The organism is Faecalicatena orotica, from assembly GCF_905197545.1.
Taxonomy (GTDB): domain Bacteria; phylum Bacillota; class Clostridia; order Lachnospirales; family Lachnospiraceae; genus Faecalicatena_A; species Faecalicatena_A orotica.
Genome location: NZ_CAJJZH010000014.1, coordinates 1 through 16,503 on the forward strand (window position 1 = coordinate 1; position 16,503 = coordinate 16,503).

Annotated in this window: 18 protein-coding genes; 17 read left to right on the plus strand and 1 reads right to left on the minus strand. The window is 46.5% G+C overall.

Annotated features, from left to right (window positions below; genetic code table 11):
* Window positions 1–146: 146 nt before the first annotated feature.
* The 12 genes from ABIN22_RS21315 to ABIN22_RS21370 all read left to right on the plus strand — a co-directional run bounded on the left by ABIN22_RS21315 (window position 147) and on the right by ABIN22_RS21370 (window position 12,235).
* Window positions 147–1,934 (plus strand): aminopeptidase P family N-terminal domain-containing protein, encoded by a 1,788-nt coding sequence (locus tag ABIN22_RS21315; protein ID WP_346911088.1) that lies wholly within the window; start codon window positions 147–149, stop codon window positions 1,932–1,934.
* A 240-nt stretch (window positions 1,935–2,174) separates the two neighbouring features.
* Complete coding sequence (locus ABIN22_RS21320; protein ID WP_330405264.1) at window positions 2,175–3,131, plus strand: MurR/RpiR family transcriptional regulator; 957 nt, start codon at window positions 2,175–2,177, stop codon at window positions 3,129–3,131.
* On the plus strand, window positions 3,124–4,350 hold the full coding sequence (locus ABIN22_RS21325) for a BaiN/RdsA family NAD(P)/FAD-dependent oxidoreductase (RefSeq protein ID WP_346911090.1): 1,227 nt from the start codon (window positions 3,124–3,126) through the stop codon (window positions 4,348–4,350). The genes ABIN22_RS21320 and ABIN22_RS21325 overlap by 8 nt, the downstream gene beginning before the upstream one ends.
* A 35-nt stretch (window positions 4,351–4,385) precedes the next feature.
* The gene (gene cmk / locus ABIN22_RS21330) at window positions 4,386–5,042 is read left to right on the plus strand and encodes a (d)CMP kinase (RefSeq protein ID WP_346911092.1); all 657 of its coding nucleotides are present in this window, start codon (window positions 4,386–4,388) and stop codon (window positions 5,040–5,042) included.
* A 52-nt stretch (window positions 5,043–5,094) separates the two neighbouring features.
* Complete coding sequence (ispH, locus tag ABIN22_RS21335; protein WP_109730268.1) at window positions 5,095–5,955, plus strand: 4-hydroxy-3-methylbut-2-enyl diphosphate reductase; 861 nt, start codon at window positions 5,095–5,097, stop codon at window positions 5,953–5,955.
* Window positions 5,936–7,015, plus strand: a complete 1,080-nt coding sequence (gene rpsA, locus ABIN22_RS21340; protein WP_109730269.1) for a 30S ribosomal protein S1 — start codon at window positions 5,936–5,938, stop codon at window positions 7,013–7,015. Before ispH ends, rpsA begins: the two co-directional genes overlap by 20 nt.
* 193 nt (window positions 7,016–7,208) lie before the next feature.
* On the plus strand, window positions 7,209–8,528 hold the full coding sequence (rsxC, locus tag ABIN22_RS21345) for an electron transport complex subunit RsxC (protein WP_346911095.1): 1,320 nt from the start codon (window positions 7,209–7,211) through the stop codon (window positions 8,526–8,528).
* Between the two features lie 19 nt (window positions 8,529–8,547).
* Window positions 8,548–9,480, plus strand: a complete 933-nt coding sequence (locus ABIN22_RS21350; protein WP_109730271.1) for an RnfABCDGE type electron transport complex subunit D — start codon at window positions 8,548–8,550, stop codon at window positions 9,478–9,480.
* Window positions 9,480–10,094: an RnfABCDGE type electron transport complex subunit G gene (locus tag ABIN22_RS21355; RefSeq protein WP_118618696.1), complete on the plus strand. Its 615-nt coding sequence runs from the start codon at window positions 9,480–9,482 to the stop codon at window positions 10,092–10,094. Before ABIN22_RS21350 ends, ABIN22_RS21355 begins: the two co-directional genes overlap by 1 nt.
* On the plus strand, window positions 10,087–10,821 hold the full coding sequence (gene rsxE, locus ABIN22_RS21360) for an electron transport complex subunit RsxE (RefSeq protein ID WP_109730273.1): 735 nt from the start codon (window positions 10,087–10,089) through the stop codon (window positions 10,819–10,821). The genes ABIN22_RS21355 and rsxE overlap by 8 nt, the downstream gene beginning before the upstream one ends.
* 13 nt (window positions 10,822–10,834) lie before the next feature.
* On the plus strand, window positions 10,835–11,410 hold the full coding sequence (locus ABIN22_RS21365; RefSeq protein WP_118618698.1) for an electron transport complex protein RnfA: 576 nt from the start codon (window positions 10,835–10,837) through the stop codon (window positions 11,408–11,410).
* 12 nt (window positions 11,411–11,422) lie between these two features.
* Complete coding sequence (locus ABIN22_RS21370) at window positions 11,423–12,235, plus strand: RnfABCDGE type electron transport complex subunit B (RefSeq protein WP_109730275.1); 813 nt, start codon at window positions 11,423–11,425, stop codon at window positions 12,233–12,235.
* Window positions 12,236–12,325: 90 nt separating this feature from the next.
* Here ABIN22_RS21370 and ABIN22_RS21375 read toward each other — a convergent pair whose 3' ends face one another.
* Window positions 12,326–13,303 (minus strand): FAD:protein FMN transferase, encoded by a 978-nt coding sequence (locus tag ABIN22_RS21375; protein ID WP_346911098.1) that lies wholly within the window; start codon window positions 13,301–13,303, stop codon window positions 12,326–12,328.
* Between the two features lie 163 nt (window positions 13,304–13,466).
* Between ABIN22_RS21375 and ABIN22_RS21380 the strand changes: the two genes are divergently transcribed.
* The 5 genes from ABIN22_RS21380 (at window position 13,467) to ABIN22_RS21400 (ending at window position 16,478) form a co-directional block, all read left to right on the plus strand.
* A complete protein-coding gene (locus tag ABIN22_RS21380) occupies window positions 13,467–13,823 on the plus strand; it encodes a NusG domain II-containing protein (RefSeq protein ID WP_182440605.1) in 357 nt (118 codons plus the stop codon).
* A gap of 11 nt (window positions 13,824–13,834) precedes the next feature.
* Entirely contained in the window at window positions 13,835–14,329 is a 495-nt protein-coding gene (locus ABIN22_RS21385; RefSeq protein WP_346911100.1) for a Gx transporter family protein, read from the plus strand.
* A gap of 14 nt (window positions 14,330–14,343) precedes the next feature.
* Window positions 14,344–14,946, plus strand: a complete 603-nt coding sequence (ruvA, locus tag ABIN22_RS21390; RefSeq protein WP_109730279.1) for a Holliday junction branch migration protein RuvA — start codon at window positions 14,344–14,346, stop codon at window positions 14,944–14,946.
* Window positions 14,947–14,963: 17 nt separating this feature from the next.
* Window positions 14,964–15,959, plus strand: coding sequence for a Holliday junction branch migration DNA helicase RuvB (gene ruvB, locus ABIN22_RS21395; protein ID WP_109730280.1), 996 nt, complete (start codon window positions 14,964–14,966; stop codon window positions 15,957–15,959).
* A gap of 108 nt (window positions 15,960–16,067) precedes the next feature.
* Window positions 16,068–16,478 (plus strand): cell division protein ZapA, encoded by a 411-nt coding sequence (locus ABIN22_RS21400; protein WP_109730281.1) that lies wholly within the window; start codon window positions 16,068–16,070, stop codon window positions 16,476–16,478.
* The last annotated feature ends 25 nt before the right edge of the window (window positions 16,479–16,503 follow it).

A 16,503-nucleotide genomic window follows, 5' to 3' on the forward strand; every position in this document is an offset into this window, starting at 1 on the left:
CCCCCCCCCCCCCCCCCCCCCCCCCCCCCCCCCCCCCCCCCCCCCCCCCCTCCTTATTGGCGTCCCCCCTCCAAACAGAAATTTTTTCACCCCACCGCCACTTTTTTGTGGTATAATGGGCGTATGAATGTAAAGGAGGTTTTTTCATGAAAGTTTCAGAGAGAATTGAAAAGCTCCGTCAGTTGATGGAGGAGAAAGGCATGGATGCATACATCGTGCCAACGGCTGATTACCACCAGAGTGAATATGTTGGGGAACACTTTAAGGTAAGGGCGTTTATGACTGGTTTTACAGGGTCTGCAGGAACAGCCGTGTTCACAAAGGATGAAGCGGGAATGTGGACAGATGGAAGATATTTCATTCAGGCTTCACAGCAGATGGAAGGGACAGGTGTTATGCTTCGCAAGATGGGCGAACCGGGAGTGCCTTCTGTCGAGGAATATCTGAAAGAAACATTAGGTGAAAACTGTGTGATTGGTTTTGACGGACGCACTGTTGGAGTGGATGAAGGACAGGTTTATGCTGATATTGCGGCAGAAAAGAAGGGCAGTGTGATCTATGATTATGATCTCGTGGATGAGATCTGGGAAGACAGACCGCCGCTTTCTGAGAAACCGGCATTCCTTCTGGATGTAAAGTATGCAGGCGAGACTGTTGCTTCCAAGTTGGAACGCGTACGGGCTGCGATGAAGGAGGCAGGGGCTAATACACATATCATTACAAGTCTGGATGATACGGGCTGGCTTTTGAATGTAAGGGGAGATGATGTTGAATACTTCCCGCTGCTTCTTTCTTATACGGTTGTAAAAATGGATTCGGTTGAGCTTTATGTGGACGAGCGTAAGCTGAATGATGAAATCAAGGCGGAATTTGAGAAAAACCATGTTTGTATACATGCATACAATGACGTTTATGAGGCAGTCAAAAAGCTCGGAGCAGATGATGTGGTTATGATTGACCCGAGAAGAATGAATTATGCCCTGTATAATAACATTCCTGACAGTGTCCAGACTGTAAAACAGGAGAACCCTACCATTCTTATGAAAGCAGTCAAGAATGACGTTGAGGTTGAGAATATCAAAAAGGCACATATCAAAGACGGGGTGGCACATACGAAGTTTATGTACTGGCTGAAGAAAAATGTGGGCAAGATTGAGATGACGGAGTTAAGCGCATCTGATAAACTGGAAGAATTCCGTGCAGAGCAGGATAATTTCCTCTGGCCAAGTTTCGAACCAATCTGTGCCTATAAGGAACATGGGGCGATTGTACATTATACATCTACCCCGGAGACAAATGTTGAACTGAAGGAAGGCGCGCTGTTCCTGACAGACACCGGCGGACATTATTACGAAGGTTCAACAGACATTACGCGTACGGTTGCATTAGGTGAAGTGAGCCAGATTGAAAAAGACCACTTTACAGCCGTAGCGGTCAGCATGCTGAATCTGGCGGATGTGAAGTTCCTGTACGGGTGTTCAGGAATGAATCTGGACTATGTGGCAAGAGAACCATTCTGGAGACAGAACTTAAACTTCAACCACGGTACGGGACACGGAGTAGGCTACCTCGGAAATATCCATGAGCCGCCGACAGGTTTCCGCTGGCAGTTCCGTCCGAATGAGATCCATCCTTTCGAAGCGAACATGATCATTACTGACGAGCCGGGAATCTACATTGAAGGTTCTCACGGAATCCGTACAGAAAATGAACTTCTCGTATGCAACGGTGAAAAGAACGAATACGGACAGTTCATGTACTTCGAACCAATCACATTCGTACCGATCGATCTGGATGCGATTAATCCAGACCTGATGTCAGTAAAAGAGAAACAACTCTTAAATGATTATCATAAGAAGGTATACGAATTGATTGCACCACACCTGACAGAGGAAGAGCAGGAGTGGCTGAAAGAATATACAAGAGAAATCTAAGGGACGGGTCAGACAGATCCGGACCTGATATTAAAGGACACGAGGGCTGTGCCGCATTTTCCGTAAGGAAATGCAGCACAGCCCTGTTCTTGTTCAGCATTACTATTGACGGCCACAGGCCATGTATAAGCGGTCTGGCCTCTTTTTGCGTAATAGCGCCTTGCAAACAAATTGAGGGTATTGTATAATCAGAATGATGTTGGGGTCAAAAGGTATTTTGAACCGGGAAGAGGAATGAATGTGAGTGGAAATAAAGTAAACACGAATGAGAGCGGCACGAACGAACTGCTGCTTCGAATTGAAGAGAAATATAAAAAACTCAGCAAGGGGCAGAAGCGTCTCGCCAATTATGTCTGTGAAAATTATGATAAAGCGGTTTTCCTGACGGCCGCAAAGCTGGGGGAAATTGTCGGTGTCAGTGAGTCCACAGTGGTGCGTTTTGCAACTCAGCTGGGTTACAAGGGATATCCGGGATTCCAGAAGGCTTTGGAGGAACTGGTCCGTAATAAGCTGAATTCAATCCAGAGAATGGAAGTGACATATGGGCGAATCAGCCAGTCTGAGATACTGGCAACTGTCCTGCAGTCCGATATAGATAAGATCAAGCTGACACTCGCAGGGATTGACCAGAAGGTCTTTGAACTTGCCATTGACACTATTCTGAATGCAAAGAGGATCTATGTGATCGGGATCAGAAGCTGTGCGCCGCTGGCGGCATTTTTAAGCTTTTACCTGAATCTGATTTGTGAGAGTGTAACAGCAGTGAATACAAACAGCTCCAGTGAAATATTTGAGCAGTTGATCCGGATTAATGCGGATGATGTGATCATCGGCATCAGTTTTCCGCGCTATTCCATGCGTACCCTAAAAGCACTTGAGTTTGCCAGCAACCGGAAGGCCAAGGTGATTACACTGACAGACAGCGTGCATTCTCCTATGACACTGTATTCTTCCTGCAACCTGATTGCCAGAAGTGATATGGCGTCTATCGTGGATTCCCTTGTGGCACCCCTCAGTGTTGTGAATGCGCTCGTGGTGGCCCTCTGTATGAAGAAGCAGAAGGAAGTCGTCACCACGCTTGAGACACTGGAAGAGATATGGGATGAGTACCAGGTGTACAGTGGTGATGAGCTGAACCATGTCAACGATAAACTTCCTGTTGTGCCGGAAAATTTGGAAGGGAAGACAGATGAGTAAAATACAGATTATAGGCGGCGGCGCCGCAGGAATGATGGCAGGGATATTTGCTGCAAGGAACGGGCATGAGGTCCATATATATGAAAAAAACGAAAAGCTTGGAAAGAAACTCTTTATTACGGGGAAGGGGCGCTGCAACATAACGAATGCCGGCGACATGGACACTCTTTTTGCGTCTGTGCTGACAAATCCGAAGTTTCTTTACAGTGGTTTTTACAGCTTTACAAATGAACAGGCAATCAATTTTTTTGAAGAATTAGGCGTGAAAACAAAAGTTGAACGGGGGAACAGGGTATTTCCCCAGTCTGACCATTCCTCGGATGTGATCGGGGCTATGCAAAGAGAACTTAAAAGGCTGCACACACAGATCCACCTGCACTGTAATGTGAAGGAAATACGGGTAAAAGACGGCCGTTATCACAGTCTGCTTCTTTCTGACGGAAAGGAATTGGAAGGAGATGCCTGTATCGTTGCGACAGGGGGAGTCTCATATCCGGCTACGGGGTCTACCGGGGACGGCTATCGTTTTGCCAGAGAGTCAGGGCATCGTGTCACAGAGCTTCTGCCTTCTCTTGTGCCGGTCGAGGCTAAAGAGGATGATGTGAAGGCTTTACAAGGTCTTTCCCTTCGCAATGTGAATGCCCGCATCTATGACGGGAAAAAGAAGATATATGAAGAATTCGGCGAAATGCTGTTTACACATTATGGCGTGAGCGGCCCGGTTATCATCAGTGCCAGCAGTGTGATAGGGAAGGTCTTAAAAAAGCGCAGCCTCAGACTTCTGATCGACTTAAAGCCGGCATTGACTTTTGAACAGCTTGATGCAAGAGTGCTGCGGGACTTTGAAGAGAACAGGAATAAGCAGTTTAAGAATGCAGTAGATAAACTCTTTCCAGCGAAATTAAAGCCGGTGATGATAGAACGCAGCGGGATCGATCCGGAGAAGAAGGTAAATGAGGTCAGCAGAGAGGAAAGGCAGCATTTTGCTGCCCTGATCAAGAACTTTGAGGTCACCCTTGTGAAACTGAGAGATTTTAAAGAAGCGATTATTACCAAGGGCGGTGTGGATGTGAAGGAGATTGATCCGGGCACGATGGAATCCAGACTCGTTCCGGGACTGTATTTTATTGGCGAAGTGCTGGATCTGGATGCCCTGACAGGCGGGTTTAATCTGCAGATTGCATGGTCTACGGCATACCTTGCCGGTATTTCTGTCTAAAGCAGAAAGTATACAGGATATAAGGAGGATATATAATGGGATATAATGTAGCAATAGACGGACCGGCAGGGGCCGGTAAAAGTACGATTGCAAAACTGGTTGCAAAAGAAAAAGGATATATATATGTAGATACAGGGGCGATGTACCGCGCTCTTGCGGTTCATTTTCTGGAATGCGGCATTCGTCCGGAGGATACGTTAGGGATCGTTGGAGCCTGTAAAGATGCAGATGTCAGTATTAAATATCAGGACAATGTCCAGCAGGTTTATTTAAATGGGAAGAATGTAACGTCCAGACTGAGAGAGGAAAGTGTCGGAAATATGGCATCCGTTAGTTCAGCGGTGCCTGAAGTGCGTGAAAAGCTTCTGGAACTGCAGCGGGGGCTGGCAAGATCGGAAGATGTGATTATGGACGGACGGGATATCGGGACGAATATACTTCCTGATGCGGATGTGAAGATTTATCTGACGGCCAGTGTTGCAACACGGGCAAAGAGACGTTATGATGAACTCAGGGAAAAAGGGATCGAATGTGATTATAACGAAATCGCCCGAGATATCGAGGAGCGCGACAGAAGGGATATGAGCCGTGAGACTGCCCCTCTTAAACAGGCAGAGGATGCAGTCCTTGTCGACAGTTCTGAGATGACGATTGAAGAAGTTGTAAAAGAGATTATCAGACACTGCAGGTAAATAGGTCGCAGATACGAAATAGTAACAGGCATAAAGCAAGAAAGGGAAAAGGATGGAAATCATTCGTGCAAAGACGGCGGGCTTCTGTTTTGGCGTCAGACGGGCCGTAGAAACCGTGTATAAACAGTTAGAAAAGAATGGCGGGGAAAACACCGGCATCTATACCTTTGGCCCGATTATCCACAACGAAGAGGTTGTGAAGGATATGGAGAAAAAAGGGGTCAGGGTGCTCCGGACAGAAGAAGAACTAAAACAGCTGGAAAAAGGAACCGTAATCATCCGTTCACACGGGGTGGCGGAACAGGTTTACAGGGAGATGGAGGCAAACGGTCTGGAAATTATTGATGCAACCTGTCCTTTTGTAAAAAAAATCCATAATATTGTAAAAAAAGAGAGCGGCGAAGGAAAACACATCGTGATTATCGGGAACCCGGACCACCCTGAAGTGGAGGGAATCCGCGGCTGGGCAGGGGCTGATGTGACCGTCGTGCAGACACCTGAAGAGGCTGAAAAATTTTCCGCCGGAGAGGGAAAGAAGGTCTGTATTGTCTCCCAGACGACATTTAATTACAATAAATTTAAAGAATTAGTTGAAATTCTTTCAAAAAAGAGTTATGATGTAAGTGTTTTAAATACAATCTGCAATGCAACGAAAGAGCGTCAGACCGAAGCTCGCAGTATTGCGGAAGAGGTGGATGCTATGATAGTGATTGGTGACAAACATAGTTCCAACACCCAGAAGTTATTTGAAATATGTCAGAACGCATGTAAAGATACGTACTATATACAGACACTTGACGATTTGGATTTGAATCAATTAGGGTCAGTGGAAACAGTAGGTATTACAGCAGGGGCATCCACGCCCAACAATATAATTGAGGAGGTTCAAAATAATGTCAGAATTATCTTTTGAACAAATGTTAGACGAATCATTTAAAACAATTCACAACGGAGAGGTAGTAGATGGGACAGTCATTGACGTGAAGCCGGATGAGATTATCCTGAATATCGGATGTAAAGCGGATGGTATCATATCTAAGAGTGAGTATTCCAACGATCAGTCATTAGATCTGACAACTGTTGTAAAAGTTGGTGATCCGATGACAGTGAAGGTATTAAAGGTGAACGACGGCGAAGGCCAGATGTTGCTGACTTATAAGAGACTTGCTGCTGAAAAGGGAAATGAGAGGTTAAGAGAGGCTTATGAGAACAAAGAAGTTCTGAAGGCTACAGTAACTCAGATCCTTGGTGGTGGATTATGTGCGACAGTTGAAGAAGCACGTGTATTCATTCCGGCAAGCCTTGTTTCTGATTCTTATGAGAAGGACCTGAGCAAATATGAAGGCCAGGAGATTGAATTTGTAATCAGCGAATTCAACCCGAGAAGAAACCGCGTGATCGGTGACAGAAGACAGCTTCTCGTTGCAGAGAGAGCAGAGAGACAGAAAGAGCTGTTTGCTAAGCTGCAGATTGGCGATACAATTGAAGGAACTGTTAAGAATGTAACAGACTTTGGAGCATTTATTGATCTCGGCGGTGTTGACGGACTGTTACATATCTCTGAGATGTCATGGGGAAGAGTTGAGAATCCTAAGAAAGTCTTCCAGGTTGGAGATGTGTTAAAAGTTCTTGTAAAAGACATCAATGATACAAAGGTTGCACTCAGCCTGAAGTTCCCGGAGACGAATCCGTGGGCTAATGCTACAGAGGATTTTGCAGTAGGTACAGTTATTACAGGAAAAGTTGCACGTATGACAGATTTCGGAGCATTTGTTGAGCTTGCGCCGGGAGTTGACGCACTGCTTCATGTTTCCCAGATTTCGAGGGCACATGTTGAGAAACCGTCTGATGTACTTTCTATCGGACAGGAAATTACGGCTAAGATTGTGGACCTGAATGAGGCAGATAAGAAGATCAGCCTGAGCATGAAGGCTCTGGAAGAGCCTGAGGCACAGGAGTATACAGAAGAGTAGTATATGTTTTAACATCTATATGGGACTTTGAGATAGAGGCTGACAAGCCTCTATCTTTGTTTTGTGGTAAATGTTAAAAAAACGACAAGATGTATGGATTTATGTGCAATAAAATATGTGAATTTACTGGATTTTGCATACAATTTTTAGTACAATACTATTATTGCGATAAGAGAAAGGAAGGTAGTAAAGAATGGGACTTTTAACTTTTAAAGGCGGAATACATCCAAATGACGGTAAAAGTCTGGCAAAGGATCAGGCGATTGCAGAAGTACTGCCGAAAGGCGATTTGGTATATCCGCTTTCACAGCATATCGGTGCCCCTGCAAGTCCGGTTGTACAAAAGGGCGACCATGTGTTAAAAGGCCAGAAGATTGCTGAAGCTGGCGGATTTGTTTCCGCACCGGTTTATGCGTCTGTTTCAGGTACTGTCAAAGGCCTGGAAAAGCATTTCAATCCGACAGGGAGCAAAGTGGATTGTATCGTAATTGAAAACGATGGGGAATATGCAGAGGTAGAGTATCCTGAAGTGAAGCCGCTTAATGAGCTTACGAAGGAAGAAGTCATCAAAATGATCGGTGATGCCGGAATTGTCGGAATGGGTGGTGCCGGATTCCCTACAAGAGTGAAGCTTTCTCCGAAAGAACCTGACAAGATTGAATATATCATAGCGAACTGTGCAGAATGCGAACCGTACATAACAGCAGACTACCGGAGAATGTTAGAGAATACAGAAGAGCTGGTAAGTGGTATGAGGGTTATATTATCCTTGTTTGAAAATGCAAAAGGTATATTCGGTGTAGAAGACAATAAAAAGGACTGTATTGAGAAATTAAAAGAGGCAGTTAAGGATGAACCGCGTATGGAGGTCAATGTGCTGCAGACGAAATATCCGCAGGGGGCTGAGCGCCAGCTGATCTACGCGGTAACGAAACGTGCTATAAATTCTGCGATGCTTCCGGCTGATGCGGGCTGTATCGTGGATAACGTGGAGACTCTTGTGAGCATCCATCGTGCCGTGGTAGAAGGAAAACCTCTTATGGAGCGTGTCGTGACAGTCAGCGGTAATGCGGTTGCAAAGCCAGGCAACTTCAAGGCACTTTTAGGAACGAACCAGCAGGAGCTTGTTGAGGCTGCCGGCGGGTTTAAGACAGAGCCGAAGAAAGTGATTTCAGGCGGCCCGATGATGGGATTTGCAATGATGACCCTGGATACCCCGGTCACAAAGACATCTTCCTCCATCCTTGGATTTACAGAGGATGAAGTGGAGAAGGCAAAACCAGGTCCCTGCATCAACTGCGGACGGTGTGTGGAAATATGCCCGAGCAGAATTATTCCGTCCAGACTTGCGGATTATGCGGAGAGACACGATGAAGAGACCTTTACTGCACAGAACGGACTGGAGTGTGTGGAATGCGGTTCCTGCAGCTATGTCTGCCCGGCAAAAAGACCGCTGAAGCAGTCAATTGGTTCTATGCGCAAGATTGCTCTCGCGAACAGAAAGAAAAAATAACGAAAGAGGTGAATCAAAAGTGAACGAGAATTATAACATATCATCTTCACCGCATATACGAGACAAGGCAACCACAAGCAATATCATGCTGTATGTTGTGATTGCGCTTCTGCCGGCAACAATCTTTGGAATCTATAATTTCAGACACGAAAATGCATGGCTTCTGGTTGCAGTTACGACGGGAACTGCGGTGTTGACTGAGTACTTATATGAGAGGCTGATGCATAAGCCGATCACAATCAAAGATTTCAGTGCGGTTGTCACAGGACTTTTGCTGGCATTGAATCTGCCGCCGACACTCCCGTTATGGATGGGGGCGCTTGGTTCCGTATTTGCTATCATAGTGGTAAAACAGCTTTTTGGCGGTCTGGGGCAGAACTTTATGAACCCGGCACTGGGAGCGAGATGTTTCCTGCTTATTTCTTTTACGGGGCGTATGACCTACTTTGTATATGATGGTGTCACAGGCGCAACACCGCTTGCACAGCTCAAAGCGGGTGAGGCAGTGAACACAATGGATATGCTGATGGGGAATATCCGTGGTACGATTGGTGAGACTTCCGTGCTTGCAATCATGATTGGTGCCATGTTCCTTCTTCTGATGGGGATTATTGATTTAAGGATACCCGGTACATATCTTGTAACATTTGTCATTTTCATTACGATTTTCGGCGGACACGGGCTTGACCCGCAGTACATCACCGCACATCTCTGCGGAGGCGGCCTGATGCTGGGGGCATGGTTCATGGCTACGGATTATGTTACTTCGCCTATTACAAAACGAGGGCAGATTGTATATGGTGTCTGTTTAGGTCTTTTGACCGGTCTTTTCAGACTGTTCGGCGGATCGGCAGAGGGTGTGTCCTATGCGATCATCATCAGTAACCTTTTAGTACCGCTGATCGAAAAGGTTACTCTTCCAAAACCATTCGGTAAAGGAGGAGAAAAATAATGAATAAAATAGTAAAGAACACATTGATACTCACGATAATTACTCTGGTCGCAGGAACACTTCTGGGCCTCGTCTATGAAGTGACAAAAGCTCCTATCGCCAAGGCGCAGGAGAATGCAAAGCAGGAAGCGTATAAGACGGTCCTTGCAGATGCGGCTGTATTTGAAGAGTATGCGGATTTTAATGAAAATGAGGCGGCCAAAGTGTTAAAAGAAGGCGGCTATACAGGGGATGACATCACAGAAGTAGCCGTAGCAAAAGACGAGAACGGCGAAGATGTGGGATATGTTGTGACTGTAACTTCTCATGAGGGTTACGGCGGGGATATCAAGATTTCTGTCGGAATCTTAAGCGACGGTACTGTGAAGGGAATCGAGATGCTTTCGATCAGTGAAACAGCCGGACTTGGTATGAAATCCACGGAACCTGCGTTTAAGGACCAGTTCAAGGATAAGCAGGTCGAGAAGTTTTCCTATACAAAGACCGGTGAGAAGGGCGATGACAAGATTGATGCGCTCAGTGGCGCCACAATCACGACAAACGCCGTAACGAATGCGGTAGACTCTGCCCTGGTATATTTTCAGAATGTGTTAGGAGGTAGTGTCAATGAATAAGTATACGGAAAGACTGTATAACGGTCTGATCAAAGAAAACCCTACCTTCGTGCTGATGCTTGGTATGTGTCCTACACTGGCGGTTACAACGTCGGCGATCAATGGAATCGGTATGGGACTCTCAACAACAGTTGTACTTGTATTATCCAATATGCTAATATCCATGCTGAGGAAGATTATCCCGGATTCCGTCAGAATGCCTGCATTTATCGTTGTCGTGGCATCCTTTGTAACGATGGTGCAGTTCCTGCTGGAAGGATTCGTCCCGAGTCTCTATGATTCACTGGGAATCTATATCCCTTTGATCGTTGTTAACTGTATTATCCTTGGAAGGGCCGAAAGCTATGCATCTAAGAACCCTGTTTTGCCATCCATATTTGACGGAATTGGTATGGGACTTGGATTTACGGTAGGTCTCACGGCAATTGGCCTTGTAAGAGAAATTATTGGTTCAGGAAAGGCATTTAACTTCCAGATCCTGCCAACATCCTATGAACCGGTCACAATCTTTATTCTGGCGCCCGGCGCGTTCTTCGTGCTTGCAGCCTTGACTGCCCTGCAGAACAAGTTCAAGAAGAAAGCGGCAGAAAAGGGTGATCCAATCGCTGAAAAGATCGGCTGCGGATCAGGATGTGCAACATGCGGGAAGAAAGAGACCTGCGGAGGTTCAATGTTTATAGATGTGACCCCGGAATCAAAGAAAACAGCAAAAAATGAGAAGGAATAGGAGGAGAGTGTAGATGAAAGAACTACTTTTAATTGCAGTTGGCGCTGCATTCGTGAATAACGTTGTACTCAGCCAGTTCCTTGGAATCTGTCCGTTCCTCGGTGTTTCTAAAAATGTAAAGACCGCAGGCGGTATGGGCGGTGCTGTTATTTTCGTTATTACAATTGCATCATTTGTAACAAGTTTAATTTATAAATTCATCCTTGTGCCGGCAAATTTTGAATATTTACAGACGATCGTCTTCATTCTTGTTATTGCGGCGCTTGTACAGTTTGTAGAGATGTTCCTGAAAAAGGCGATGCCGCCTTTGTATAATGCACTTGGTGTTTACCTGCCGCTGATCACAACAAACTGTGCAGTGCTCGGTGTCGCGCTGACAAATGTCCAGAAATCATACAGTATTCTGGAAGGCGTGATTAACGGGATTGCAACAGCATTTGGTTTCCTTGTGGCGATCGTGCTGATGGCAGGTATCCGTGAGAAGATAGAGCACAATGATATCACGGAATCGTTTCAGGGAACTCCGATTGTCCTTGTAACTGCGGGACTGATGGCAATTGCATTTTTCGGATTTTCAGGATTAATTTAGGAGGGAAGAAACATGAGTATATCAGGAATTTTAATAGCTGCGGCAATCGTCGGCGGAACCGGATTATTCATCGGTGTCTTCCTTGGGATATCAGGAAAGAAGTTTGCGGTAGAAGTTGACGAAAGGGAAGAGGCTATTATGGGCGTGCTCCCGGGCAACAACTGCGGCGGCTGCGGCTATGCAGGATGTTCAGGTCTGGCGGCTGCGATCGTAGAAGGAAAGGCTGAAGTTAGCGGATGCCCGGTCGGCGGTGCACCTGTTGCGGCCCGTATCGGTGAGATTATGGGAATGGCGGCAGGAGATCAGGTTCGTCAGGTTGCATTCGTGAAATGTGCCGGTACCTGTGAAAAGGCGCAGAATAAATATGAGTATTTTGGAATCGAAGACTGCACTATGGTAAATATGATGCAGGATGGCGGACCAAAAGGCTGTGACTATGGATGTCTCGGTTATGGCACCTGTGTGAAGGCGTGCCCGTTCGATGCAATCCATATTATCGAAGGAATCGCAGTTGTAGACAAGGAAAAATGTAAGGCATGTTCTAAGTGTGTTGCAGCATGTCCGAAACATCTGATTGAGCTGATCCCGTATGATCAGAAGACATTTGTACAGTGTAATTCCAACGATAAAGGAAAAGCACTGATGGATGTCTGTCTGGTTGGCTGCATCGGCTGCCGTCTCTGTGTGAAGAACTGTGAGTTCGGTGCCGTGACAGTGACAGATAACCTGGCACACATTGATCCGGAGAAATGTACGAACTGCGGCGTTTGTGCCGATAAGTGCCCGAGAAAGATTATTACACCAAGAAAGATACCGATTTCATAAGAATTATAGCGGTAATGTCATTAGAAAACGCTGCATGGGAAGCTTAAGGCTTCCTGTATGCAGCGTTTTTGTTCCATAGAGAATGATTTATTAATTTACATAGTGCAGGCTGTAGTCATCTGTTACAAAGATGGCCCGTATGCCGTCCAGACTTTCAACCAGCTGGCTTCCCTGTTCAAGCCCCAGTGCGAAGCAGGCTGTACTCAGCCCGTCGCCATCCACAGACTGGTCGGAGATGATCGTTACCTGAAGCAGGTGGTTATCGAACGGATAACCTGTTTCCGGGTCAAGAAGGTGGTGGTAAATCTTACCGTCTTTCTTAAAATAACGTTCGTAGATCCCGGAGGAGACGACAGACTGGTCATGGATGTCGACAGTTGTGATGGCCTCATTCGTTTCAGCAAAGGGTTTCTGGATGCCAATGTGAAAATCGCTGCCATCCGTCTTACTTCCTATTGTAAGCAGGTTCCCGCCCAGATCGATCTGCCCGTGTTCGATGCCTTCACTTTTCAGCCAGGCTTTCAGCTTGTCTGCGATGAATCCTTTTGCGATACCTCCAAGGTCAATCGCTGCCTTCGGATCTTTCAGGGTGACAGTATTGCCTTCGACCAGAACATTTCTGTAGTCTATATGGCTTACGGCTTCTTCAATGGCGGCTTCGTCCGGAATGCTGCCGGGATTGTTTTTGATATCCCAGAGTTCACTTAAGGGTGCAATTGTGATATCAAACCTTCCTCCTGAAAGCTGGCTATAGTACAGTCCTTTTTCAATCAGTTCGATAGTCTCGTCATCCACCTCGACAGGCTGTCCGTGTGCTGCATTGATCCTTGAAATATCGCTTGTATCAATCGTGCGGCTGAATAACTGTTCATAATCTGAGCACATTTCCTTGCAGTGATCGAGTATATCCTGACTGCCGCCCCATATTTTTATGGATATAATGGTGTCGAAATAAACACCGACTGTTTCGAGAGGTTCACTGGCGGGCGGAGTCGTGCAGCCGGTGAGTGAAAAAAGCATGGCTGCCGATACCAGGAACGGCAGCATATGTTTCGTAAATCTTTTCATAAGGTTCCTCTTTTCGTATAATACAATATCTGAATCATTATACCCATTTCAAAGGAAAATTACAATCGAACATGTGATTGTATTGTTCCTGTTCACACTACAGTGTGAACAGGAACATTGCATTCTAAAAGTCGGTGTGCTATGATAATTGCTGGAGGCTGTGATGAAGAAAAATGATTTAATATTAGTTGGAATGATTTTATGTCTGGCTGCCGCGTTCATCGGTTACCAATTCCTGAAGGGGAAGAGTGTTAACGCAGATGTTGTGGTCACCGTTGATGGAGAGCCATATGGCAGATATGCACTGTCAGCGGACCAGATAATAAAGATAGACGGTACGAATACCCTCGAGATCAGGGACGGGAAGGCCGCTATGAAGGCCGCGGACTGTCCGGACAAGCTGTGTGTGCATCAGAAGGCAATCTCCAGAGACGGTGAGAGCATCATTTGTCTGCCGAATAAAGTGGTGGTAACCATTGAAGGCGGAGAAAAGAGTGAACTTGATGGGGTTGCGAAGTAGGAGGATGACCGGTGAAAAATAGAGCAGCATATTTTGGAGTATTCACGGCCCTTGCCCTTATTTTCAGCTATGTGGAAATGCTGATTCCGATTCAGTTCGGTGTGCCGGGGATTAAACTGGGTCTGGCGAATCTCCTGATCGTGATCATGTTATATAAATGCGGGCCGAAGGAGGCACTGCTTCTGTCCGTTGTCAGAATCGTCCTGTCCGGATTTATATTTGGAAATATGTTCAGTATTATATACAGTCTGGCCGGTGGGATTTTGAGCCTGGCGGTGATGGCGTTTCTGAAGGGGCGCGGCAGTTTCAGCGTGATGGGCGTCAGTATTGCTGGCGGCGTATGCCACAATATGGGACAGCTTGCCGTCGCAATGGCCGTTGTGGAGACATACCGGGTAGGTTACTATCTCCCGGTTCTTCTGATCGCCGGAATGCTGACCGGAATGCTGATCGGCATTGTGTCCAATGAGGTGTTGAAACGGATCAGGAATATCAATCTGTATTAAGGAGAAGGAGAGTTATGATTTCATATATTCGCGGCGAACTTGCCGCTGTAGAAAAAGAGAAAGTAATTGTAGATGTGGGGGGCGTCGGATACGGCATCTATATGCCCGGACAGGCACTTGCCGTGCTTCCACAGCCCGGCAGTGAGGTGAAGATCCATACATATCTGAATGTACGGGAGGATGCCATGCAGCTGTTTGGATTCCTGACAAGGGATGACCTGGAGATTTTTAAGCTTGTAATCGGCGTCAGCGGAATCGGTCCGAAGGGGGGATTAAGTATCTTATCGAAGCTCAGCCCGGATGATCTGAGGTATGCTGTTTTGTCCGGTGACGTCAAGGCCATCTCTGCTGCACCCGGGATCGGGAAGAAGACGGCGGAGAAGCTGATCATTGAATTAAAGGACAAGCTGGATATAGAGGATGTTTTAAACCATGCCATCGAAAGCGACAGGGCGCCGGATACGGATGTCTCAGGAGGGATTCAGTCTGAGGCAGTGCAGGCACTGGTGGCACTTGGTTATGGAAGCACCGAGAGTCTGCGTGCTGTCAGACAGGTGGAGCTGGAGAATGCTTCAGTAGAAGATGTACTGAAAGAAGCTTTAAAGAAAATGCTTTAAAGATATAGAGGGAGAGTATGGGAAAAAGAATTATCACTACGGAAAATCTGGAAGAAGACATTAAGATCGAAAGCAGTCTCAGGCCCCAGTTTCTGGAGGACTATATCGGACAGGAGAAGGCGAAGGAGACACTGAACATATATATTAAGGCCGCGAAGGAGAGGCACGAAGCATTGGACCATGTTCTTTTTTACGGCCCTCCGGGGCTTGGAAAGACAACACTTGCAGGTATTATTGCAAATGAGATGGGTGTGAATATTAAGATTACATCTGGTCCCGCAATTGAAAAACCGGGGGAAATGGCGGCTATCCTGAATAATCTTCAGGAAAGCGATGTTTTGTTCGTGGATGAGATCCACCGCCTGAACCGCCAGGTGGAAGAGGTTCTGTACCCGGCTATGGAGGATTATGCCATAGACATTATGATAGGAAAGGGCGCTACCGCCCGTTCGATCCGGCTGGACCTGCCAAAGTTTACACTGGTTGGGGCCACGACAAGGGCCGGGATGCTGACTGCGCCATTAAGGGATCGGTTTGGCGTTGTCAATCATCTGGAGTTCTATACGGAACAAGAATTAAAGACCATTATCCTGCGGTCGGCACACGTGCTCGGAGTAGAGATTGACGAGAAGGGGGCCCTGGAACTTGCAAAACGCTCCAGAGGCACGCCGAGGCTGGCAAACCGCCTGCTGAAAAGAGTCAGGGACTTCGCACAGGTCAAATATGACGGTGTGATCACGGAGGCAGTAGCCAATTACGCCCTTGATCTGCTGGATGTCGATAAATATGGTCTGGACCACATAGACAGGAACATCCTGCTGACTATGATCGAGAAGTTCCAGGGCGGGCCTGTCGGTCTGGAGACACTGGCGGCTACCATTTCAGAGGATGCAGGCACGCTTGAGGACGTCTACGAGCCTTATCTGCTGAAAAGCGGATTTATACAGCGGACCCCCCGTGGAAGAGTGGCGACGGAGATGGCATATGCCCATCTCGGCATTCCGTTTCCTTAAATAAGGAGTCCGTGCCTTTGGGGAGGAAAAGGAAATAACTTGAAAAAATGGTTGGTTTTTGTATTCATATAGTTTATAATAACAGATAAGAAACGCGAGGAGGATGCTATGAGTTCAGCTAAACATTATACGGAAGTTTTAATTGGAGGAAAGGTCTACACATTGAGCGGCTTTGAGGGTGAGGAATACCTTCAAAAAGTTTCTTCCTATCTGAACCATAAAATTACAGAATGTGCCAACAGTGAAGGATTCAGACGGCAGAGCTCTGATACCCGGAACGTACTCCTTGCCCTGAACATCGCAGATGACTACTTTAAAGCGAAGAAACAGGGTGATTCCCTTGAAAGTGATATCGAACTGAAAGACAAAGAGATGTACGACCTGAAGCACGAATTGATATCTGTTCAGATTAAGCTTGAGAATGCTGAAAAAGAACTGGCGAAGATGAAGGAAGAGAATAATGACCTGCAGATGCAGATCGTAAAATTAGAGACCGAGATGAAGAACCGCAGGAAATAGGGATAGGCTGTCTTAAGACAGCTTA